Below are 23,696 nucleotides of genomic sequence, written 5' to 3' on the forward strand. Positions count from 1 at the left end.
GCTTCCCTATGATTCAAAATTCAACCTTGGATAAATAATCATTGGCAAAACGCACTTCTCGCTCCCGGTCAGGCATATCAACAGGGCCGACTGTCTTAAACCAATCAGTAATCGTTTTCGTCCATATTTCAACGGGCGTGGGTTTAAAGCCCAGCTTCAGGCGTGCCTTTTCGGTATTCATTAAGAAAGGTGAAGTGAACGTCGCGTTTTCTCCGTACTCCTTCAAACGTGCGTCCAACACTTGCTCTGGAATACTGACAAACCTGGGAGTACGACCTAACTCCTGGCAACATAGCAACAGCCAGTCGACTAAACGAAATGCAATATGTTGAGCTAAATTGAAAACCTGATTGACGGCTTGGGGAGACGTTGCAGATGTAACATACGCTTTTGCCACATCGAAACTAAAGACAGGTTGGAGTAGCTGCAGCCCACCATTAGTCAGTATTAATGGCTGTTCATCCAACAGGCGAGACAAGTAAAAGGTAATCCTCTGGCTCGTATCTCTCGGCCCCATAACATTGGGCAGACGTAATATCGTATAGTGTATTCCTGATGCCATGACTTCATGCTCTGCAGCCAGCTTATCTCGGCCATAAGCAAATACACCCTCAGGATAACCAGCAACACCAACAGGAGACAGTCCATAACGTTTCTGCAAAAGACCAACATCCGGATCTTCTGCACTGGCATTCTCCTCTTTGACTGGCATATCAAACGCACCATGATCGTGGTAGACAGCACATGTACTGGTGAGAATATAGTGCCCAACTCGACTATCAAGAGATGACACCAATTGGCGCACATCAGCTGCATTGAAGGCGATATTGTCAATCAAGATATCAAAGCTCTGGCCTTTCAATACTTGCTTAAGCTCTTGTAAATTCGTCCGATCAGCGCGTAGGTGTGTGACCTTCCCAATATAATCCTGGGTATGGTTGCCTCGATTAAGAACAGTGACATCAGCCTTGATTTTTAATAAAGCATTGACAATATCAACACCAAAAAATGCTGAACCTCCAACGACCAGTACTTTCATTTCCCCTCCTTATTACACAGGCTATGACGTAATAGGCTCCTAAGAGACCTGTCGTAAAGGCCGACTGGTATGATTTGAGCAACCGCGGAGACCGGATGAAGACATCTCGTTTTTTGGTGTATTTGGCGCAGGCTAATAAGGATGGTAATCAAGGCGGGAAATACAGAAACAGAATTAGTGTCATGAAGATATATCGATACGCCGGTTTTACCTCGCCCAATGACCTTCGGTAGTTCTTCAAGCAGAAATGATGACGGATTTTCCATACCATCGAAAGAGGTTGCGCCGACCGATTCGTAATGACAAATGAAATGACGTTTCAGCATGGGTCACCAATCCTTCCATTGAGAAAACTAAAATAAATATGTAATCATTCATTCAAAAAAACGTAATATTTCTGATGATTAGCACGAGATTAAAATTTTTATTTCAATATAAGCAATTTCGGAACATTTAATTCACCAAAGACAGTCGATATCTTATTTTTTGGGCATTTGTTGGAATTTTTTCCGACATCGGAGAAGATTGCTGAACAGAAGAGGTGTTTCAAAAAATCGTATTAGGGTTCAAAATAGCGGTTCACTTCAGCCAACTGAGCATAGATAAGCAGTCCAAATGGCAGGTCTTCGAGGGTATAAAAACGCAAAAAGGCCGCGGATTTCTCAGCGGCCTTTCCAATTCGACGGGAGGATCAGCATTTTCTCAGCTCACACTCTCGGGCAATTTGATTTGCATAATCAGTCTCCAGTTCAAGTCAGCATGACCCCATATTGCGCTGAATGCTTAATTTAAAAGACAGGATCACCCTGCCTTTCTCTTTTCTCTTCGGCACTTTTCAGAACAGCATTTGACTTCACCCCAACAGGCAGCCCATTTTTTCCGCCAGGAAAATGGTCTTTCACAGACAATACAGATTTTGGTTGGCAAGTGTGCTTTATTGCCCCGATAGCCCTTCGTTGCTTTCATCGCTGTTTGTACTGCGTTGGGCAATATCCGCGAATAACATCAGTGGGACGCAGCTTTTGGTGCTTAGTTTTTCTTCCAGATACGCGTTTACGCCAAATTTTGAAACTGCCCGGTTTTAGTGAACGACGCATCAAACTAATCAGTTGAGGCTCTCCGAGCCCATACTGATAATTGATCGCTTCAAATGGCGTTCTATCCTCCCATGCCATTTCAATGATTCTTGAGAGATCTTGCTCACTAAGGTCCATCATATTCAGATCCGGAAAAGGTGTATACCCGACCAACCTGAAGATGCTCGCCGTATCCTGAGTCTCAGGTTGGTTGGGTATGTAAAGCATATGTAGGGGTTTTGGGTTATTGCTCACATGCCTGCTTAAACTCGTTAAACACGTCCTCTGCTTCAGCAGTTAGTTTTGAATACATTCTTATGTCACCCCTTCGCTGAGCTTGCATGGCTTGTTCTAGCAGCATTGAGTGTTTTTTCTTTAGCTTTTTGGCAGTACGGTCTTTGAAAAATGAAAACACATCTGACTCCTTTATTTTATGAGTGGATTCAATACGGAGACATAACGTAAAAGGATTAAACTGAACTTTGGATGATCCATTCTTGCTGTAGGGTCTGTTGATTGGGTGGTCCTATACCCAAATAGCCTGGAGATGCAGGATTTAGCGAGTTTGACTGGCGTTGTGATCGCGGCGTTCCTTTATAGGTACAGTCACCTCCATCAAAAACGAACAACAAAGAGCACGATGTCAGTCAACTCGCCCGAAGGGAGGCCATCAATGTGAACGTCTTCAGGTTGTTTGGGTATATACTCCAATAACGACGATTGCATGGAGGTAGTGGTATGAGCCGTAACGCAGGAAGAATGGGCGATGATAGCGCCGCCAATTGGGAAACTAAGCACCCAGCCCCCTCAGATGCTAAAGCACGCCGCGCAGGTAAGTCTGTGGTATGTTACAACGTTGAAAGTCTTCCTACCTATAACGCGCTGTTTTATCAAACTGTACGGGAAGAATCAGTCAGAGCCGTTAAACTGGAAGTGCCGCCAAGGGAAGCGCGCTGCTTTACCGTCCCTGCTGGCAGTTTTTTCCGTATTTCATGTTTACATGGTTCACAGGTTGGGGATTTAAACCTTTGGCAGCGTGACAATTTAGGTGAGCGGTTTTTTAGTGGTAAAACACGCCAGTTACATGCTACTCACTTAACCACAGGTGACAGGCTTTGGAGCAGTATGCCTTATCTGCGCCCTATCGCCACCATCACCGATGACTCACTACAATGGTATGGCTGGGATGATGATGGCGCAGGTGTACACGATGTCATTGGCACCCGGTGCGACCCCTACACCCACTTCCACCTTCATGGTGAAAGCTACCATCATTGCTGCCATTCCAATCTTACCCGGGCACTTGCCGAAAAACTCGGTGTCAGCCAGAAAGATGCAGAACACCATGTGCATGACGTGTTAAATGTGTTCATGTGTACTGGATTTACGAAAGATACACATCAGTATTTCATGAAGGCGAGTCCTGCAAGAAAGGGAGATTATATTGAGTTTTTTGCTGAGACCGATCTTCTAGGAGCTCTCTCGACCTGCCCCGGCGGGGATTGCAGTTCGACACACTCCAGTGATGAGGCAACGTGCTACCCCCTCACAGTCGAAGTGTTTACGGCTCCCGCTGAATCATTGAAAAAATGGAAGCCGTTTCAGCCCAGTGAATATTGTTCTGATTAGTTAATGTGCTTCATGCCCTTCCTGACAGCCAACACAGAACCTGACTTCCGGCTTGATGGCTAAACGGGCATCGGGAATATCCATACCACATCCTTCGCAAAAGCCGTATTCGTCGTCCTCCAAACGCTGGAGTGCGGCATTCACTTCGAGCAATTGACGTTGAAACCCCCTGAGATTGGACTTGGCCATTTCGTTTTGCTGAATCGCATCAATACGGGAAACCCGTCCAATACTGGGTTGATCCAGAGCCACTGGTTCTGCATGACCCTTCAGTAAATCCAACTCTTCCAGAATGTGCGCTTTGAGGTTTTCAAGCCTTACCTGATGTTCTGTCATACCGCGTCCTTGAATCAGAATTCAATCATTCAGTGTTTAACCACACTACCAGAGGATCAAGGTTTAAGACAAAAACCGACGGTATGTCGAACACCATAGGCACATTCTTGGGCTGTGACCGGAAAGTTATTCATTCGAGACGTTATTGTGTTTTTAAAGACAATTCTTCTACGTGAAGGGATAACAGTCTTTATCCTTCTCACTGGTACAGTTAAATCGCTCCAATAACAAACATGCACCCCTTCACCTTGAGTAAAAAAGTGAAGAGTTGCATCAGACTATCGCATTTCTCTCTACATCATTAAGGGTTTGGGCGTGTCCCTATGTTGGACCACCGACAAGAAATGAAGGGGTAAACAATGAGCGACAACAAAATCGAAGAACTACAGTCCCTACTGAATGTTCCTGATCCCAATGCTACTTCCGCCTCAAGCGATACTCAGACACGTTTCCTGTTTGGCTCGGCGCAATGCCACAAAGGGACTGGTGTTCTGGCTGATATATTGAATGCCTTACCTCCCGGCGGATTGGGTGGCAATGAAAAAGCAGCCTCCCCCTACCCTCCTGTCTCTCTTCCGCAATACGACTTCAACACCTCGGCTCAACGGGCCTACGCGTTATCCAAAGCGCGAAAAGAAAACACATTTGAATACCTTAAACTCCCCGGGGCTGTTGTTCATGGGAATATACAATGTGAAGACGTTGCCAATGCCAATGAGTGGCGATACCGAGGCGGTTTAGATGAGCAGGAATACAACTTCAATGTGAACGATGCCGACACGAACTTCGCCGGGGTGCGGCTTTTTGAAGGGACAGTGGCTTACTTGGAGAAGCACTTTTGGAGCATAGTACTGTCGCCAGATATTGCTGCGAAATTCATCAACTTGTTGACCGTCGTATATAGCGAGCTGGCAGATGGAAGGCCGGAACGTATCACTTTTGAAATCATGGATCCTATCCTACTGACCTTCCCGCACAGGAAGTGTAATACGGTAGACGAACTCGACTTTTACCCTACTTTCTGTACCGACCATCCTAAATACGAGGAACGCATCAAACAGTGGCCTAAGGCTCCTTATGACGGGGATTTCCGTTCCGATGACTTGATTGGCTGGCTAGTTACTGCCGCACCAACGCCAGTATTTAATTACTTCAAGCCTTATACCCAACATATGAGCAAATTCCCCATCACAAATAACCACTTTAGACGCGTTCAGGGGTTTGAATCAGACAATCTGGATCAGGCAATGGCAGAAGGTCGCCTCTTTATACTCGATTTTGCCGACTTCCATGATGAAACCGTCGCCGCCCGCAATTTCGATAACTTCGGTGCTCGTCTGCATGCAGGTATCTGTCTGTTCGCCATTCCCGCCAATGGTACTGGGTTGAAAACAATTGCTATTCAGCCAACACAAACCCCACAACCCGGTGGCTTTTGGAATGATATTGGCTGGTTCTTCCTGGGTGTGTTCGGGTATGGTGACCAGAAGCATCCGCCATCGAAAATCATTACAGCGGGAGATAACTACTGGGCGTGGCAGATGGCCAAGAACTGCATCACGACCATGACATCAATGGCAGGCGTTATCGATCACCTGTCTACCCACGTGTACCTAGGCCCTATTCCTGTGGCGTATTTTCGTAACATCACGGAATACCATCCACTGCGCCCATTGCTGGATACTCACCTGATGGCTCTGGTCACCAATAACCATATCGGCATCTTCGAAGAAGTCGGTACCGCTGGGATACCAAACGCCGAAGGTTACGAATATACCTATGGCAACCCATACAATGGACTGCTCACCGGCGCGATTCAAAGATTGTCTGGTTTCAGTAGTACAACCTTTGTGAACTCCACGCTCAGAAGGAAAAATTACTATCATTTCTTCGAGCACAGTACACCGATTGATCGCATGGCCGATCCTATCCTTGCCCAGCTTGAGGAATACCCGCAGCACGACGACAATGGACTGGCCCCCATCATTAATGAATGGGTCGACGGATACCTTCGTCTTTATTATCACTCTGATAAAGATGTCCAGGACGACACTGAACTTCAAGGGTTCCTATATGAAACAACGCACTATGGTAATGTCAGGGGCTTCCCAGACCACGCCAATACCATGGATGAGTTAATCGATATCGTGTCCCGAATTATTTACTGGATGTCAGTGAACCACGCATTCGGCAGCATGGTTTCCTTTATGAAGCTGAGTGCTTTAGGTGTTTACCGCGACCATCCTATCGACCCGCACTTTGGTTACTCTGAACGTGACTGGCTTAATATTTGTCCACCGATGAATGTTGGCGCTGGTTTGTTCATGTTCTCTCGAATCTTCACAGATCTTCCGGATGACTGGCACCGCTCGCTCGGTAAGTACCCCAAAGGACAATTTAAGCACGACCCAAATGTCTACCCACTGCTGGATGTTTTCCAGCAGCAGTTGCAAGCATTGGACGATGAAATCCGTGAGAAGAACTCACGCCGTCGTTGGGCATACGATCTGAGAATGCCATCCACCATTACTGTCAGTCCTTGGAATTAATAGGAGCCTATCATGGATAAGTTTGACCAATCGAGACGCGATTCAATGCGTAAGATGATCATTGCTGGCGGCGCTTGTGTGGCTTTATCGCAAGTGAATTTGTGGAACCAACCACAAAAAGTCCTTACTGCACCAGAAGTGGATGAAAAAGAAGTTAGAGCCGCGGGCGAAGATCTGGCGCTGACCACGCCAGAGCAAGACGTATTTGCTGTGATTAAGAAGAACCTGATGCGGTCCAAAAACGTTACCGATGAACAAATTGGTGACTTTTCACGACGCATCGTAGCAGCAAGCCCAGAAGGTACAGATTTCAAACAAGTCTTTTCGGGCCTGCAGAGTGAATTCCACCTGATGGAACACTTTATCCGATATATCCATTCCTAAACGACAAAGTCATTATCTTTGCCAGGTTGCGAAAGCGGCAACCTGGCCTTTTTCAAATTTTTACTGCATTCAGTCTATACCCAATCAACCTGAAAATGCTCGCATTCAGAGGTCATCGATACGTTCAATTCAAGGCAAATTTCACAAGGAATAGTCGTTCTATTTCCGTGGAATTTAACGAAGAAGTGCACGGATTGAGAGCCTCCCTTTACTCTTTGTAATCTAGCCACCGGTTCGATCGGATAACGATCTGGCACGTTATGACAAGCTTGGCCATATCTCGTTTTATAAGATGATGAAAAAAATCGAAGCACTTTCAACTAAGACAATTGACCTAGTTTTCAATAGGAAAAAAGAATGGGGCAATACTTTCATTTTAATCTGGAACGTGCCGGTGAGATGCAAAAAAGCGTGATAATCGTCCGTACCTGCACTGTCATTTCGCAAGCAGAGACTAATAGTAAACACTCAGAATATGTCGCCCAGCCTTGTCACCCTAACGGTGCAAACATTGATGAAGCAGACATTAGAATTACCGCACGTAAACTGCTTAATAGCGAGCAAGCACAAGATTTGTTTGTCATCATCAAACGTAACCTTGTGCATTCAAAGAAAGTAAAAGACGCCCAAGTCGCCGCATTCGTTAAACATGTCATTAAATACCTGGATCCGGAAGTCGATATCAAGCACTTGCAAAAGAGTTTGGAACAGCAATTAGAAATCATGGATTGCTTCGTCCGCTATATCCACTTATAGAGAACGCCCTACTGAAAGCACTTAATTTCTTTACCCGCCTCTCATACCAAATAGTTGTTTAAACTGCGCTTTTAATTCACCTATACACACCCAGTCAACAGTCCATCTCCGACCCGATGGCCTGATTTCCTCATAAAAATACCTCCCGTTAATCCCCTCCAAGTCTCACAAACCAATTAGGATAGGTTAATGGCATAGGGAGACTACAGCCCACAATGCCTAACTGCCTACTATCTGAAGGATTCTTATAAAAATCACAGGATTAACTTCAGCCATGGAGGTTGTTATGGCAGTAAGAAATGCAAAACGTTTAACCCTTTCCTCGACAGCAGTTTTGATACTATCTACGCTGAGTGTCAATCAGTCTCACGCTGCGGGATACCAAATCGCCTTTGATTCAGTTGCGGGTTTGGGGCGTGCCCATGCAGGTGAAGCCGCCATCGGAGACAGTGCCGCCGCCATGGGGCGAAACCCGGCAGTTATGACATTGTTCGGGCGTGCAGAATTTTCTGGATCACTCATCTACTTTGATGCGGAAATCGATGTTTCAGGCTCTTCAGACGCGCAGTCCTCATCAGACATCATCCCTTCGCAATTTGCCCCCGCTAGCTATTATGTCCACCCTATTAACGAACAATTGGCTGCCGGTTTTGGGATTTATGCCAATTATGGCTTGGGGACAGATTTAAAAGATGACTTTCTGGCAGGCGAATTGGGTGGTGACACTGAGCTTTTCACCGTTAATTTAAACCCCGCATTGGCCTACAACATCAGCCCAATGTTAAGCCTGGGCGCTGGAATCAGCCTCGTCTATGCAACCGGCGAAGTCAACCGACATTACGGCGGAGGTGCCAGCGCATTTGGCAAACAAGCTTCAGACAAGATCTTAAGCTGGGATGGTGATGACTGGACATTCGGATGGAATGTCGGCGCACTGTTGGAGCTGGATCAAAGGAACCGCTTTGGCCTCTCCTACCGTTCCGGTGTTGATCTGAAACTGGAAGGCACATTTACTGATTTCAGTCCTGGGGTGGCGATTCCTGGTGGGGGTTCTACCACCGCTGTTTCAAATGTTCCGTTACCCGCTATGGCAGAGTTTTCGGGTTTTCACCAAGTCAGTGAAAAACTCGCGATTCATTACAGTGCACTATGGACACAATGGAGCGAGTATAAGGAGTTCAGCGCTTCGAGCAGTGACTGCACTACCAATGGCGGTATCTGTTTCTTGAAGCCAGAAAAATACGACGACAGTTGGCGATGGGCAATTGGTGCAACGTACCAGCTTGATTCTACTCTCAAACTGCGCGCTGGCTTTGCGCTTGATGAAAAGGCAGGCGCCACCACGTTAAGTATTCCGGATCAGGAAGCATATTGGTATGCCGCGGGTATGAACTACCAGCTTGATTCCAATTGGTCTTTCGATGTGGGTTTTGCCTATATGGATAGATCAGACGAGTCATTCACTGAAACCAGCCTATTTACTTCAACCCACGACTACACCGCAAAAGGATATTTGTTGATTGTCGGTGTACAAGGAAACTATCGTTTCTGATCCCAGAAAGACTTTACTTCTAGCCCGCAAAATGCGGGCTTTATTATTCCTGCCGATAAAGCCCAAAAAAAGCCGGTGCATCAGCACCGGAAAAAACGATAAAAGGCAAAACAAAAGCGTTTAATTCAGCCTCTGGAGCGGAGATCTTTTCTGAGGATCTTACCCACTGCCGTTTTCGGCAGTTCCGACACCACAACCACTTGTTTAGGTACCTTATAGGCGGTGAGATTTTGGCGACAAAATAACTCAAGGTCAGTGAGTTCCAGCGTGTCTTTAGCAGTAACAAATGCCTTGACGGCTTCACCGGTGCTATCATCTTTTTTTACACCAATGACCGCAGCTTCGAGTACATCAGGGTGTGAACACAGTACCTGCTCAACCTCACTGGGATACACGTTAAAACCAGAGACCAGCACCATGTCTTTCAGTCTGTCGACAATCTGAATGCAACCATCATCTAGGATGATCCCCATGTCTCCGGTTTTAAAGAAACCATCCGCTGTCAGAACTTGCCCAGTTTCTTCCGGGTTGTTCCAGTAACCTTTCATGACCTGTTTGCCTTTCAACACAATTTGGCCAACTTCACCATCAGGCAACGGCTGATCGTTCAAATCCCAGATCTCTACTTTGGTGTTGACTAATGGCTCCCCGACTGTGCCATAGTGTTCACGCCCCGGCTGGTTCAAGCTGATCACGGGCGAAGTCTCTGACATCCCATAGCCCTCTGTAATGGAGCAACCAGTTAACTCTTCCCAGCCTAGCCTTGCAGCATCAATCAAAGCGGTACCGCCTGAAAGAGTGATTTTAAGATGTGAGAAGTCCAGCGCTCGAAACTCAGGGTGTTGGCACAAACCCACAAACAAGGTGTTGATGCCTGCAAAGCCAGTGAATTTATGAGGTTTCAATTGGGCAACGAAAGTATCCAAATCCCTTGGGTTGGGGATCAGGATATTGGTATTCCCCTGCGAGAAAAAGAGAATGAGATTCACCGCGAACGCATAGATGTGATAAAGCGGCAGCGGGCAAACAAACAACTCTTCGCCCGGAACAACGACGCCGTTTAGGCGGTCTTCAAGTTGCTCCATATTTGCCAACACCGACGCATGAGTAAGGCTCGCCCCTTTCGCTCGGCCGGTCGTTCCACCCGTGTATTGCAACATGCCGATCGCTTCGGCATCAATGTTTGGTGCAGAGAATGGGAAAGCGTCGGCCGACAGGATCTCATCCAGTTCTACTTGCTGCAGGTCCCGTTCACTTTGTACTGATGCCGACCCACCACCTTTGGCAAAAATCACCACCTTAATACCGGTCTGGTCGATAACTGATGCCAAAGGGGCAGAAAGTGGTGCAAAGATAACCAGTGCTTTGGCACCGGAATCAATGAACTGATGCTGCATTTCTCTGGCGGTATAAAGTGGATTGGTGTTTACAAGCACCAATCCGGCGCGCAAAGCTGCAAACGCAGCAATGGGAAAATCCAGAATATTGGGGAGCTGAATGGCAATCCTGTCTCCTGGCTTTAAGTTAGTATTGTTTTGAATCCAACCCGCCAGTTGCCGGGACTTTTCTTCGACTTCGCGATAGGTCAGGCTTTGTGGTCCGCAATAGAATGCGGTTTTGTCTGCGTATTTGTCGCAGGCGCTTTCGATAAATGACGCCATTGTTGCGTTGCTGCTTAGCTCACCTTTTGTCACGTTCACTATCCTTCTGTATTTTTCATCCTTGCTCCCATGCGGTTGGAGCTTGAGTTTACTGCCATTATCTATGACAGCGTCACTTACTTATCTCCAACAAAGAACTTATAGAACAAGTGATGCACTTTCTTACCGTAAGGCGGGAACAACATGTCGCTGAAGAATAATTTCCCGCGCACTAACACTGACTTGCTATGGGAGAAGGTTCTAAACCCTTCTACACCGTGATAACTTCCTATACCCGAGTCACCCACGCCGCCAAATGGCAAATCATCGACAACAACATGGAACGCTGCGTCATTGATACAAACACCCCCCGCATGAGTTTCTCTTAAGAAGCGATGCTGAAAGTTTTTGTTAAAGCTCAGCACGTAAAGTCCCAGTGGCCTTGGGTTGCTGTTAATCGAATCAATGACGCTTTGAACATCTTCATAGCCAAGAATGGGCAGGATTGGTCCAAAGATTTCTTCTTGCATCACTTTCATGGAAGGCTTTGCTCCCAACACCAATGTGAGTGGCATAAAGCAGCCATCCTGTTGGATATTCAGCCTCCCAAGATGCATGACTGTCGCCCCCTGATTGGCGGCCTCTTCCAAATACCCCAACAAACGCTGGAACTGTTTTGGGTTGATGACTCGTGTGCGTTTATCATTGCCAAGTTCTGAGGGGTACATAGATTCATAACGCAAACTGATCTCAGCAACCAGAGCATCCACACGATTTTGTGGACAATAGATGTAATCAGGGGAGACACAGGTTTGCCCTGCATTCATAGTTTTGCCATAGATAAAACGCTTTACAGCTTCATTCAATGGCATATCGTTATCAATGATCACTGGCGATTTTCCACCAAGTTCGAGCGTAATGGGTACCAAATTATCTGCGGCCGCAAGCATCACATGCCTACCAACCTGAGTGGAGCCAGTAAACAGTAGGTGATCAAACGGCAATTCAGAAAACGACTTGGCAATGTTTGCATCCCCTTGCACCACACACACCTTATCATTCGAAAAGACACTACCAAGCATTTCTACAAGCACTGCATTGGTGGCAGGTGTAAATTCAGAGACTTTAATCATGGCTCGGTTTCCCGCAGCCACCGCAGCCACCAGCGGTCCAATAGTGAGAAATACCGGGTAATTCCAAGGTGCAATGATGCCGACCACACCTAAAGGTTGATAATGAATTTCAGCTTTAGCAGGCTGAAAAACAATCCCAACCCTACGTTTTTGTGGCTTCATCCAACCGCGTAAGTGCTTGATTGTGTAATCAATCGTGGAAAGGGAAGAAAAGATGTCACCCAATATGCTTTCATTGTGATTTCGATAGCCGAAATCCTGCTCCAGTGCCGTGAGTAGCTTTTCCTTTTTATTGTGAATGGCTCCTTTAAGTAACTTTAAATCCGCGATCCGGCTTTCGTAGGCAGGGAACCTATCCTGGTTAAAGGCGCGCTTTTGGGCATCGAACAAGGTAGTCATATCATCCGTGGATTTCGTTATCACTTGTTCGGTAACCATCAGGTCAGAGAATTGTTCAGCGTTGCTCATTTGGGTCTCCCGAATGTACACCTCTTATATTCAGCCGCGTCCAACAAGAACTGCAGAATGGAGAGGGCTCATCTCTATTACGATACTGAATGTCCAATATGCGCTAAGCCTGAGCGAACGCTTTGTTATTTTATGCCAAAGGTTTATCTTCTGAAGATTTTTGGTACTGGAAAAAAGGACGCGCAATGGCGTCCTGATGAAATTTTCACCAAACTAATGGCGGCATGTTTCTGTGAGAGAGTTAGATGAAAGGTAACGGTGGCGATACTCACCGGGTGCACATCCCTGCCAACGCCTGAATGCACGATTGAAGTTAGCAACATTAGAAAAGCCCACCAGATAGCCAATTTCACTGATGCTAAGGTGAGGCTGCTTGATGTAGTTCATAGTCAGTCGCTTGCGGGTGCTTTCAAGAATATCTTTGTAGCAAGTACCCTGATCACTCAGCTTGCGTTGCAGATTCCTTAGACTAAGCCCTAGTTGCTTTGCCACGTCAGACTGAGATGGTGCTCCCAATGGCAACTCTTCAACAATACGGTTTTCAATCTGGTAAGACAGATTAGTTTTATCAACACGACACATGAATTTATTAAGCACATCCAAGTGTAATTGGTTCATCACCGGATTACTTCCGAATGCCTGGCTCCGGGCGATTTCCCCGTCCATCACGACAGCATTCCGCTCACAGTTATATTCAATAGGGCAGTCGAAAAATTCCGCCACCACATCACAATTGTCACCGAGACCAAGGCTGTCGAAGTTATACTGGATTTTTATCGGTTTGAAATCGCGACCAACGATATCACGGGAAAGCTTAACCAATGTTGCCAAGAACGCTTCGATCATATGAGGGGTAAGAACCTGACGGCCGCTGTCGCTGTATCGGTATACTTCGAAATCTGCAACAAAGTCATCTTCCCCCTCTTCAAAAGCGTACATGTTACAACAATTGGAGACGACACGTTTGTACTGTGCAACACGCTCCATCGCTTCCTGAAGGCTGTATGCGGACTGGACGGCGTAACCCAATGCATGAAGCACCGAAGGATGAAAGCTATTCGCCACTTCGATATTGAAGACACGATTTCCCACTTTGTTATTACAGTAGGCAAAGACATTACCCATACTCTGTACACACACCCTTCCTTCTGGATCATTCACTTCGGAAGGAGAAATACCGAATCTTTCCAGTGTTTCCACTGGATCAATATCAAAGCTCTTCATTGCCCTTGTTATAGGTATGAGCCAGCCACTTAAGGCTGAATAGTATGCGTTCATACGAGCCACTTCCTTGAACTACCGTCCACCTGTATAGAATGAGTGAGGTTGACCCCAGGTTGCATAAAATAAAAATAGTGTGATTGACAAAGAGAAAAATGATGAGATTCAAAGTTCAGGGATAATTCCAGTTTAAACGCTCGTTTATCCTAGTTGTGGAACAAAAATTCCAATAATGAATCATTCGAGTGAGATGAAATGTATAAGCAAGTAAATGCTTATAACGGAAAGCTAACGATAGCAGTTAGTTAGTTAGTTAGTTAGTTAGTTAGTTAGTTAGCATTAGGTGGCTGGAGAAAAGAAGCCAGCAATGGATGCTGGCTTTTGTAAGAGCATCTCAGATATCTAACGGCGGCTGTTTTCGCATCTCCTCTAAAGAGCTTCCCATTCTGATGGGATCCGAGAGCGACTCATTCTCATACACGCTCTCCGTAAACTCTAAGGCATCATAAAAGCCCCACCCTTTCTGCGACAACTCATTCGCAATTTCCAACTTATTCATACCTCCGTGATGCATGTCGACCACTTCAGTAAATGCGTTTTTCTCACTCATGGCGGCTCCTTTCGGGCACAGGATACACCCCAATAACGTAGTGAGAGATCTCGACCAAGGTTGTATTAAAAATTTGACTGACTCAAGTAAACCCTATGTCTGTAAAGTTCAGCAACGCGATTACTATGGATAGCAATAAACATCACAAAGGCCTTGATATGACTCACGTCAGATACTTATGAACAAGCAATCGCCACCTTTTATACAAATCTAAGTAATTGTTCCAATAAATGGACATTTGCGATTGTCCTCTCTAGCTGTATCAAAGTGATCGTACACTTAACTGGACTTTATTGAATCACGTCGAGGAATTAAGTATGTACGACATCAATATCACCCCTTCTTACACACAAATCACTCTGCAGCAAAAGATCACTTCGCTGAGTGCAGCACAACCAACAGAAAACAATAAGCGCGCTTTCATGCGATACGTGAACGAGTATATGTATGAAAATCACTACTTTGACTTATTCGAAAAAATTGTATCTTACCGCGTTAATGAAATTCACCAAGCACAGGATCCTGACGCGCCTAGAGGTAACCTTTATACCACGCTCACCTCTCCACTCGCTGAGTCTATTAATGGCATCCGCCCGTTTAAAGATCATCCCTCGCTTTTTCTCTATATCGAGCGTATCGCAATGGCGTTTTATGGGGATATTTTAATGTGTTGGGCAGAATTCAAGGCGTTTCAGATCAGTGAGCAGGCAAGAGCTAATCTTCAGGCTCACCATGAAGAGCGGCAAGTGCCTGCAGAAATGGAGAATGTGAGCGAAATGTATCGTTATGAAGTTGTAGAGGACATTAGAAATGATGAGCGCCTCTTCCTGACCAGTCACTCGCCTTACCCAATGACACTTTCCCTTGCCAATGTGCTCATTAATCTTGAAACCTTCGTCAAGCAACAACATTGGTACGAAATGCTTTATTACTTGGATATCTCCGCTTCAGGTGAACACTTTATCCTTTACCAAGACGTGGGTGGTAATACGCCATTGTTGCTGTCTTCTGCCCTTATCCAACGATACGATCAACATGATAACTGGCTGACTTTTGACCCATTCTTCCAAACAGATAATTGGACTCTGACGTTATCAAATGAGAAAATCCATACATTAGAAAAATCCGGAGTTTTTTCTAACAGCCTGAAAAATAAAATAAATACTAAATCCGTTGAGAAATTTGATTATTCTCTTTTGCGCACTGTTACACAAAAGCAAGCTGTCTGTGAAATCATCAGGATGGCAATCAGTGGTCCACGTGAAAAGTTAAACCATGTCCTTTACCTGACACTCAAGTATCTAACAATGAAACTCGCCGATATTGGACTTGAAGTCGCTTACACTATCGTAGAACAACCTTCTATCCTTGGGTTCTATCAATCTGTGAACAATGACAGCAATAACATTCTTCCCTACGTTTCCATTTGCAAGCAACAAGTAGCAGGCACAGCACTTACCACTTATCAGGGAATCGTTTTCACCGGGCCAATGAGTCAGGCTTTCGAAGAAAACAGCTTCAGAGATTACAACAAGAGAATTGTTTCAATGCGAAAACTCGCGAGAGCCTCGGCCAATGCATGAATTTATACAGGCAATTTCTAATAGCTACCTAGCGATTTTCTTGGTCGCGATCGCTGGTATTGTTGCGGTTTGGGCAACCAATTTCGCACATGCCTTAGCAAAAAACAGGTCGGGGATAACCCGACCTTTGTATCGTCCATATACGCTGTACACCATGTTCATCTCGGCGTGGATTTTGTCGAATGCCTACTTCCAGTCTGGCTTGCTCGTCTATTTTGGCGATCATTTTGCGACTATCATGGCGTTGGCCGCAAACGTGTTCTCGGGTTTGGCATTCGCCTTTGCGTATCTCTTTTCTTGTCGCTTGGTTTCCGAACGGGAAGGCTTCCAGATCAAGCGATGGCATTGGCTGTTCTTCCAGGCGACCTGTCTCATTACACTGGTCACTAACCTGATGCCCGGTTTAAATGTCGTCTCTGTCGATGTTTACGATATTGGCAACTTTGTCATCCGATTTGGCCCCGCCAGCGGCGTGTTCTTTGGCACACTCATCTTACTGATCATCATGACATTGACCAACTTTGTGCTCTCCAGCCGAAGTAAAATCAAGCTTCAACAGATCAAGGCGAAATACATGGTGTTGGGCATGGTGGCATTTATTGTCTCCACGTTTATGGCTCATTTCCTGATCCCAGTATTGTTCAATGACTTTTCGATTGCGTGGGTACCACCCGCACTCTCCATTATCGAAGCTTTGTTGGTTGGCTATGCCCTTCTCCATAACCGCTTTTACAGCAGTCGCTATATCGCCATGACCTCGCTGAGTTTCATACTCAATGCCGCACTCTATATCGTGCCGATATCCTTTTTGACAATGCAACATCTCCAGATGGAAAGCATATTGTTTGTGGTTTGGACTGTATTGGCTGGGATGTTCTGGAGCCGCTCACACAAGTATATCCGCCAACACGTGAACCGCTTTTTCTATAAGGAAAAAGGTAACCCGGTTGAGAACATCTGCAATCTGATTGGGGAGTTTCGTTACTCAACGGATCAGGCTGTAGTGCAGTTAAATAAGGTCCTGAATGCTAAGTTCGGCCGTATTCAAAAAGTCAGCAACAACGCCGAAAACAACGTCTTTCTTTCCTGCTTTCACGGAGACCGCTCTGTATTGGTCAAAGAAGAACTGGAGTACGAAATCAAGCACGAAGAACCGAAAGTTCAGGAAGAGTTGCGGGATGTTACTCGCGCCATGGTCAACGCTGGGACTTCATTAGTACTTCCGATTACGAACGAAAAGAACGAAGTTACCCATCTTTATATGGTTTCAAAAGAGAAAGAGAGTGACCTCTTCTCCAGCGAAGAAATCATGGGCCTACAGCGGTTATTTGATGAAGCGAATCGATTCATTGTCACCGAAGACAAAGTGCGTAAATCGCAGGTACTTGCAGGCTCTATTGCCCATGAGATTCGTAACCCGCTGACCAAAATCAAATATCACTTCGAACGTATAGATGCCGATATGTTCGGCGTGGAAAATGGTTCACTCGCCCCCTTTGCTTCTCAGGATATGAAGAAGCTTTATCAGGAGCTCTCGGAAGGTAAAAAAGCGGTACAACTCGGTACCCGCTTTATTGATGCTATTCTGGATGAGCTTCGTGGGGATGGTATCAGTACCAGCCTGTTCTCTTACTATTCAGTGGGCGAGTTGACGGCACAAGCACTTAAAGATTTCAGCTTCTACAGTGAAGACCACAGGCACCGTATCGACCTGAATCTAAAAGATGATTTCTTCTTCCATGGTAGCGATACGCTCTACAGTTTCGTGTTACTGAACCTGCTAAAGAATGCAGTGTATTACTTCGATTCTCACCCGGAAAGTCGTGTCAGAATCCACTTTACACAATCCCCTGATGGGAATGCAGTACATATGGTTGATACGGGTCCTGGCATTTCAGCCGAGATGCTCTCCTATATCTTTGATGAGTTCTATACCAGTGGGAAAAAGCAAGGTAATGGCCTCGGTCTGTCTTATTGCAAACGTGTCATGGAGTCATTTGGCGGAAAGATTCATTGCAGTTCCGTAGAAGGCGAGTTTACCGAATTTGTTCTCACCTTTCCTACTGTCGATCAGCAAGAACAGGATGAGGAAACCCAAGGCCGCATCAAACAATACGTCGCGGGAAAATCGTGTCTAGTCGTCGCCCAAACAGAAACCGGTAGTTGGCTTTCCAAAGAGTTTGGAGCACTGGATATCAAGGTCTGCTTTACCAACGACGTTGAAACCGGATTTACCCACGAGCTGAACCAGCCTGTCGATTTCATCGTGCTGGAACAATCCATGCTGGAGAAAGACATTGGACTGGTTAAAGCACTGCGGGCCGGTGATCTGGGTCATCATGCACAAGTGACTCCTATCCTAATGTTTCTCACCAATGGCAGCGAGCCAGCCAAATTCTCTGAGCATTTGGTTCAGGGTGAGATAGAAGGTATCTTCGACAAACTCTCCTTCCTTCGTTCATTCGACAACCTTATTGATGAAGGCAAACTGGCGAAGCTTGGCAGCTTGATTGGTAAACGAGTATTGGTTGTGGATGATATGCAGGTCAATCGCATGCTGGTTAAAGCCTATCTTACTAGCGAGGGCATTACGGTTGATGAAGCATCGTCAGGCGATGAAGCCATTCAAAAAGTGAAGAAGGATAACTTCGATTTAATCCTGATGGATATACATATGCCAGGCAGAGACGGTATAGAGACGACTCATGAGATCCGTCGCTTGGTTGGTCCCATTCCAGTTGTCGCCCTTTCAGGGGAATACAGCGAAGAAGTCACCCTGGCAATCCGTGAAATTATGCAGGACCACTTGGTAAAACCCATCACCAAACAACAGCTTCTCAAGACGTTAACTAAGTGGTTAGTTGATAGCTTTGAATCCAAGAAAGAGACCCAAAACGAGCCGGATATCAGGCATTGAAGTCGGTTAAATTACAAAAGAAAAGGCCTTAACGGCCTTTTCTTTATTTTCGATAAGGTCAACAGACCCTAAGGGTTCCGCTATCCTTGATATCCCATCAACCTTGGCATACTTAGGATCAAGTCTGGGAACAAGATCATAATGAACAGCGCTGCCAGCAGAACAAAGATGAACGGAATCACTTGCTTGATAATGCCCGCCAGCGGGATTTTCGTTGTGCCATTTATCACGAACAGCAAGACCCCGTAAGGTGGCGTAATCAGGCCAATCATCAAGTTCACAATGGTCACTACACCGAAGTGAACAAGGTCGATACCCAATTCACGACAGGCTGGCACGAACAGTGGCACGATAACCAGAATCACAGTCGTCGCATCCAGCAGGAAGCCTAATCCGAGATAAATCAGGTTAACAATCAGCAAGAACTGCAGCGGTGACAGGTCTGCCGCCGTAATCATTTCTGCAATCGCGGTCGGCACGTTTTCCGTCGCCACAATGTAGTTGAAGATCAGTGCAGAACCGATAACCAAACCGACAGAAGCCGAGGAGTACGCACTTTCTTTCAGCGCCATGTAAAGTTGCTTGAAGCTGATTGAACGGTACGCGACTGCCAGAATCAACGCATAAGCCGCTGCCACTGCTGCCGCTTCAGTCGGCGTAGTGATACCGCCGTAGATACCGAACAGCAGAATCGCTGGCATCATCAGTGTTGGCAATGCGCGGAAGGTAATGCGCGGGATATCTTTCATAGGAGTACGTGGTTCTTTCGGGATATCCATCTTGGTGGACATGTAGGCGTTCAATCCCATCAGTACCACACCCATCAGAAGACCCGGTACCAAACCAGCGATGAAGAGGTAACCCACGGAGGTATCCGACACCAAAGCATATATAACCATAGGTATCGAAGGCGGGATGATCGGACCAATCGTTGCCGATGCGGCAGTAATCGCTGCCGCGTAGGATGGCGGATAACGGCCATCTTTAGTCATCATATTAATGATAACACGACCCACACCTGCGGCGTCTGCCACAGCTGAGCCCGACATACCCGAAAAGATCAGACTCGAAACGATGTTAACGTGCCCTAAGCCACCACGGAAATGGCCGACCATAGCGACACAAAACTGGAGCAGTCTGTCTGTGATACTGCCTGCGTTCATAATGTTCGCAGCAGCAATGAAAAGAGGTACAGCTAACAGAATGAAGCTGTTATAGAACCCCTGTATTATTTGTTCGCCTGCCAGCGCCAAGTCCTGACCACTGACTGCCAAGTAAACAATGGCACCAATAATCATGGAAAAAGATACCGGCGTGCCGAAAGCAGCCAGCAACAGTACTGTCACCAGGCATAGTGTTAAAGCTAAACTCATTCTTCCACCTGCTCATCCTTGTCTTCTTGCACTTTGTAGTTCGGATTCAGAAACTGAATCAATGCAAGACCGTAGCGGAGAATAATCGCGCCAAGGAAAATCCCGTAAATACTGAATACATAATCGAGGCGCCATTTCAAAATCGCGCTTTTCTTGATTTTGTAGAACGTGATGTAGTCCCACGTCGGCAAAAAACTCATCCCGAAACCGATGATGATGCCTAGTGCTGACAAGATCAGAAAAATACGTTGCACCTTCCCAGGCACAGTTAAAAAGAGAAGATCAAAGCGAATGTGGTCTTTATGACGCAGACAGAACGCGCCCGCCCAGAAGATCACCCATAACCAAAGCGTCAGAAGTACTTCTGACGACCAGCCTATCGGATCATTCAAGACATAGCGGGAAAAGATTTGCGCACAAAAGAGAAGGAACATTACCGCCAACATGGTGACTGCAACGCCATCTGCTATTCGCTGTAACCAGTGCAGAATCGTTTTCACAACGTGACTCCCTAATTGTTGTGCATCTCGGCAATCAAACAAAAGCGTTGCAAGCTTTGTTCAGAAATCACCCTTTTATTCCGGGTGAGTCCTCTTCCTAATCCATGGCGACAGCATTCCCTGTCCCAGAGTCCTTCCATACTTCACTCCTTATTGTCAGAGACTTACTGCCCCTTTGTTGTATACCCAAACGACCTGAGGATGGAGGATTCAGCGAGCTTGACTGGTGTTGTGATCGCGGCGTTCTTTTGTAGGTGTAGTCACCTCCATCAAAAAGGGGCAACAAAGAGCACGACGACAGTCAACTCGCCCGAAGGGAGGCCCTCAATGCGCCCACTTCTTCGTTAAATTTCACAGAAATAGAACGACTATTCCTCGCGAAATTTGCCTCGAATTGAACGCATTGATGACCTCTGAATGCGAGCATCTTCAGGTTGTTTGGGTATAAGACGAAGCCCGAGAGCAATCGTCCTTATTGACCTGTAACTAGCCTAGACGAAGTGATCGTGGATTTGTTACCCAATTATGTCTCATTTGTTAAAACATCACCTATTTTTTAAATTAGGGGATGTTTTTATATTTATAGCCGATTCACACAAAAGAGACAGATACAGAGAAATTTAGGGGTGAAACTGAAAAGGTATCGTGATGGCCACGACGTGGTTTTCTATCTTTAAGCTCAGTTTCTTTGAGGCACGGATAAATGACGCTTTACGAAACACTTCGCACGGATTTGTTGAAAGGTGAGTTTGAACCGGGCAGCCGGCTCAGAATGGAATCGCTGAAAGAACGCTATGGCAGTGGTGTGAATCTTTTGCGCGAGAGCCTAACAAGACTCTCATCAGAAGGATTAGTGATTGCAGAGGGCCAAAAAGGCTTTCATGTCGCGAGTTTTTCGATCCAGAAGATGGAAGAGCTCACCCGACTTCGTATTCTCTTAGAAACTGACGGTGCCCGTGCTTCTTTTGCAAACGGCGATATGGAATGGGAAAGCAACCTAGTCGCTGCGCACCACAAACTCGAACACGTCGAAAGCAAAATGCGTGAGAACATCGATCAATATTTCATGATGTGGCATCGCTGTGACTACGAGTTTCACGCAGCGTTGATTGGGGCGTGTCGGTCAGATCTGCATATGCATTACCACCGTCAGGTCTACGACCAATTCCGTCAATTTGTCGTGATGGAGCTACGGACAGAAGGCTTTCGTGGAAAGTACGTGGTCGATGAGCACCAAAGTGTGCTGGAAGCGGCACTAAACCGTGATCTTCCAGCATGTGTAAACGCGCTTGAAGCCCACCTTGGCGGCTTCCTAATGCGGATGAGTGAAAATAGTACCCAAAAACGGCAGTGAAAATCTGCAAACTATAACCATGACAAGGAAGTAAGGATTAGATGGAGAAGCCTAGAATTGCCGTGGTCGGCGCAGGACTGATCGGCAAAAACCATATTCGACTCGTCTCGGAGAGCAAAGCGTGCGCGCTGGCCGCTATTGTTGATCCTTTTGAAGCAAGCATCACTCTTGCAAGAGAATATGGCGTCCCATATTTCGAAACACTGGTTGAATTACTGGATTCAGGGCTAGCAGATGGTGTCATTCTCGCCACCCCAAATAATCTGCACGTTCAGCAAGCCAAGCTCTGTATCGAATATCGTATGCCGGCACTGATTGAGAAACCCGTTTCCCACACCGTCGCAGAAGGCAACTCATTACTGGAAATTGCCACCAAAGAGCCCGGGATCTGGGATACCTTGCTGGTTGGTCACCACCGCATGCACAGCCCAATCATCAAACGCACCCGTGAAATCATTGAAACGGGGGCTATTGGCCAAGTCGTTGCCGCCCATGGTAGCGCTATGTTCTACAAACCTGACGATTACTTTGTTGCTGCACCATGGCGAACCAAAGAAGGTGGTGGGCCAATTCTGATTAACCTCATTCATGACATCGGTAACTTGCGTTATCTGTGCGGTGAAATCGTTGCCATACAATCCATGGCTTCTAACCGTCGACGTAAATTTGAGGTAGAAGATACCGTTGCCATCAGCCTGAGTTTTGCCAATGGCGCGTTAGGCACTTTCCTACTTTCTGACACTGCTGGCTCAGGTTGCAGTTGGGAGCAAACGTCTCAGGAAAACAAAGCCTACGCAAGCTACCCCGATGAAGATTGCTACCACATCGCAGGGACAAATGGCTCGATTTCAGTACCTACCATGCGCCTCAAATACTACAAGAGTGAAGAAGACCGCTCGTGGTGGAAACCGTTCGAATGTGAAGACGTATCTCTTCACCGCAAAGACCCCTTGGTTGAGCAGCTCAATCACTTCTGTCGCGTGATCCGCAAAGAAGAAAAACCGTTGGTGACGGTACGTGATGGCCTTCAAAACCTGCGTGTAACCGAAGCGGTAGTAGAAGCGGTGAAAACGGGCCGCACCATTTATATCGACGATATCGCTTAGGAGGGCACGAAATGAAATCCATTTTGGTCATGAACGGTCCAAACCTGAACATGCTTGGTCAACGTGAACCGGGGCTATATGGCCATAGCACCCTGGCAGATGTTGAACAGCTTTGTCGTGATACAGGAGAACTACTCGGTGTTGTGGTTGAGTGCTTCCAAAGCAATCATGAAGGCGAGCTGATTGAAGCACTTCATAAAGCCGGACGCGCTGTTAAAGAAGGCAAAATGATTGGTGTCGTCTTCAACGCAGGCGCTTACACGCACACATCAATTGCTCTCTACGATGCTATCAAGGCTGCTGAAGTCCCCGTGATAGAGTTGCACATTTCCAATGTGCACGCGCGGGAATCCTTCCGTCACCATTCCTATCTTTCACCCGTTGCAGAAGGCGTGATCGTTGGCTTTGGGATTGAAGGCTACGCCCTGGCTATCAATGGACTGGTCACCAAAATGGGGAGCAAATAACGT

General features: G+C 46.4%; 21 protein-coding genes. 10 read left to right on the forward strand and 11 right to left on the reverse strand.

The window, feature by feature from the left end; translation table 11 throughout:
- Nucleotides 1-13: 13 nt before the first annotated feature.
- From VP504_RS02770 to VP504_RS02785, 4 genes are all read right to left on the reverse strand, one after another.
- A complete protein-coding gene (locus tag VP504_RS02770; protein WP_325892838.1) occupies nucleotides 14-1,039 on the reverse strand; it encodes an NAD-dependent epimerase/dehydratase family protein in 1,026 nt (341 codons plus the stop codon).
- An 801-nt stretch (nucleotides 1,040-1,840) separates the two neighbouring features.
- The gene (locus VP504_RS02775; protein WP_325892839.1) at nucleotides 1,841-2,005 is read right to left on the reverse strand and encodes a DUF2256 domain-containing protein; all 165 of its coding nucleotides are present in this window, start codon (nucleotides 2,003-2,005) and stop codon (nucleotides 1,841-1,843) included.
- Complete coding sequence (locus tag VP504_RS02780; protein ID WP_325893971.1) at nucleotides 2,002-2,253, reverse strand: TIGR03643 family protein; 252 nt, start codon at nucleotides 2,251-2,253, stop codon at nucleotides 2,002-2,004. The genes VP504_RS02775 and VP504_RS02780 overlap by 4 nt, the downstream gene beginning before the upstream one ends.
- Before the next feature lie 106 nt (nucleotides 2,254-2,359).
- Nucleotides 2,360-2,530, reverse strand: a complete 171-nt coding sequence (locus VP504_RS02785) for a DUF6435 family protein (RefSeq protein ID WP_325892840.1) — start codon at nucleotides 2,528-2,530, stop codon at nucleotides 2,360-2,362.
- Between the two features lie 323 nt (nucleotides 2,531-2,853).
- Here VP504_RS02785 and VP504_RS02790 point away from each other — a divergent pair, with 323 nt between their 5' ends.
- Complete coding sequence (locus VP504_RS02790) at nucleotides 2,854-3,744, forward strand: urea carboxylase-associated family protein (protein ID WP_325892842.1); 891 nt, start codon at nucleotides 2,854-2,856, stop codon at nucleotides 3,742-3,744.
- Here the strand turns inward: VP504_RS02790 and VP504_RS02795 are convergent, their stop codons facing one another.
- Nucleotides 3,745-4,080 (reverse strand): TraR/DksA family transcriptional regulator, encoded by a 336-nt coding sequence (locus tag VP504_RS02795; protein WP_325892843.1) that lies wholly within the window; start codon nucleotides 4,078-4,080, stop codon nucleotides 3,745-3,747. It lies immediately after the preceding gene.
- Nucleotides 4,081-4,439: 359 nt separating this feature from the next.
- Between VP504_RS02795 and VP504_RS02800 the strand changes: the two genes are divergently transcribed.
- The 4 genes from VP504_RS02800 to VP504_RS02815 all read left to right on the forward strand — a co-directional run bounded on the left by VP504_RS02800 (nucleotide 4,440) and on the right by VP504_RS02815 (nucleotide 9,321).
- Complete coding sequence (locus VP504_RS02800) at nucleotides 4,440-6,629, forward strand: lipoxygenase family protein (protein ID WP_325892844.1); 2,190 nt, start codon at nucleotides 4,440-4,442, stop codon at nucleotides 6,627-6,629.
- Nucleotides 6,630-6,641: 12 nt separating this feature from the next.
- Nucleotides 6,642-7,013 carry a hypothetical protein gene (locus tag VP504_RS02805; RefSeq protein ID WP_062715085.1) on the forward strand — a complete coding sequence of 124 codons (372 nt, stop codon included), beginning with the start codon at nucleotides 6,642-6,644 and terminating at the stop codon, nucleotides 7,011-7,013.
- A gap of 357 nt (nucleotides 7,014-7,370) precedes the next feature.
- The gene (locus tag VP504_RS02810; protein ID WP_325892845.1) at nucleotides 7,371-7,769 is read left to right on the forward strand and encodes a hypothetical protein; all 399 of its coding nucleotides are present in this window, start codon (nucleotides 7,371-7,373) and stop codon (nucleotides 7,767-7,769) included.
- Between the two features lie 286 nt (nucleotides 7,770-8,055).
- Nucleotides 8,056-9,321, forward strand: a complete 1,266-nt coding sequence (locus VP504_RS02815) for an outer membrane protein transport protein (protein ID WP_325892846.1) — start codon at nucleotides 8,056-8,058, stop codon at nucleotides 9,319-9,321.
- Nucleotides 9,322-9,446: 125 nt separating this feature from the next.
- Here VP504_RS02815 and VP504_RS02820 read toward each other — a convergent pair whose 3' ends face one another.
- From VP504_RS02820 to VP504_RS02835, 4 genes are all read right to left on the reverse strand, one after another.
- A complete protein-coding gene (locus VP504_RS02820; protein WP_442788905.1) occupies nucleotides 9,447-10,982 on the reverse strand; it encodes an AMP-binding protein in 1,536 nt (511 codons plus the stop codon).
- A 116-nt stretch (nucleotides 10,983-11,098) separates the two neighbouring features.
- The gene (locus VP504_RS02825) at nucleotides 11,099-12,562 is read right to left on the reverse strand and encodes a coniferyl aldehyde dehydrogenase (RefSeq protein WP_325892848.1); all 1,464 of its coding nucleotides are present in this window, start codon (nucleotides 12,560-12,562) and stop codon (nucleotides 11,099-11,101) included.
- A gap of 213 nt (nucleotides 12,563-12,775) precedes the next feature.
- Nucleotides 12,776-13,840: an AraC family transcriptional regulator gene (locus tag VP504_RS02830; RefSeq protein WP_325892849.1), complete on the reverse strand. Its 1,065-nt coding sequence runs from the start codon at nucleotides 13,838-13,840 to the stop codon at nucleotides 12,776-12,778.
- A gap of 337 nt (nucleotides 13,841-14,177) precedes the next feature.
- Nucleotides 14,178-14,393, reverse strand: a complete 216-nt coding sequence (locus VP504_RS02835) for a hypothetical protein (protein ID WP_325892850.1) — start codon at nucleotides 14,391-14,393, stop codon at nucleotides 14,178-14,180.
- A 317-nt stretch (nucleotides 14,394-14,710) separates the two neighbouring features.
- Between VP504_RS02835 and VP504_RS02840 the strand changes: the two genes are divergently transcribed.
- On the forward strand, nucleotides 14,711-15,976 hold the full coding sequence (locus tag VP504_RS02840) for an acyl-homoserine-lactone synthase (RefSeq protein ID WP_325892851.1): 1,266 nt from the start codon (nucleotides 14,711-14,713) through the stop codon (nucleotides 15,974-15,976).
- A complete protein-coding gene (locus tag VP504_RS02845; protein WP_325892852.1) occupies nucleotides 15,969-18,893 on the forward strand; it encodes a hybrid sensor histidine kinase/response regulator in 2,925 nt (974 codons plus the stop codon). Before VP504_RS02840 ends, VP504_RS02845 begins: the two co-directional genes overlap by 8 nt.
- Before the next feature lie 80 nt (nucleotides 18,894-18,973).
- Here VP504_RS02845 and VP504_RS02850 read toward each other — a convergent pair whose 3' ends face one another.
- Both VP504_RS02850 and VP504_RS02855 read right to left on the reverse strand, forming a co-directional pair.
- Entirely contained in the window at nucleotides 18,974-20,266 is a 1,293-nt protein-coding gene (locus VP504_RS02850) for a TRAP transporter large permease (protein ID WP_325892853.1), read from the reverse strand.
- A complete protein-coding gene (locus VP504_RS02855) occupies nucleotides 20,263-20,766 on the reverse strand; it encodes a TRAP transporter small permease (RefSeq protein WP_325892854.1) in 504 nt (167 codons plus the stop codon). The genes VP504_RS02850 and VP504_RS02855 overlap by 4 nt, the downstream gene beginning before the upstream one ends.
- Before the next feature lie 703 nt (nucleotides 20,767-21,469).
- On the opposite strand from VP504_RS02855, the gene VP504_RS02860 reads away from it, so the two are divergent.
- Genes VP504_RS02860 through aroQ form a run of 3 tightly spaced genes read left to right on the forward strand, consistent with a single transcriptional unit; the run spans nucleotide 21,470 to nucleotide 23,693 of the window.
- On the forward strand, nucleotides 21,470-22,120 hold the full coding sequence (locus VP504_RS02860) for a GntR family transcriptional regulator (protein WP_084387793.1): 651 nt from the start codon (nucleotides 21,470-21,472) through the stop codon (nucleotides 22,118-22,120).
- A gap of 41 nt (nucleotides 22,121-22,161) precedes the next feature.
- A complete protein-coding gene (locus VP504_RS02865) occupies nucleotides 22,162-23,226 on the forward strand; it encodes a Gfo/Idh/MocA family protein (RefSeq protein ID WP_325892855.1) in 1,065 nt (354 codons plus the stop codon).
- Between the two features lie 11 nt (nucleotides 23,227-23,237).
- Nucleotides 23,238-23,693 carry a type II 3-dehydroquinate dehydratase gene (gene aroQ, locus VP504_RS02870; protein ID WP_062713641.1) on the forward strand — a complete coding sequence of 152 codons (456 nt, stop codon included), beginning with the start codon at nucleotides 23,238-23,240 and terminating at the stop codon, nucleotides 23,691-23,693.
- Nucleotides 23,694-23,696 lie beyond the last annotated feature (3 nt).

The sequence above is a fragment of the Grimontia sp. NTOU-MAR1 genome, assembly GCF_035758505.1.
Lineage (GTDB): Bacteria > Pseudomonadota > Gammaproteobacteria > Enterobacterales > Vibrionaceae > Enterovibrio > Enterovibrio marinus.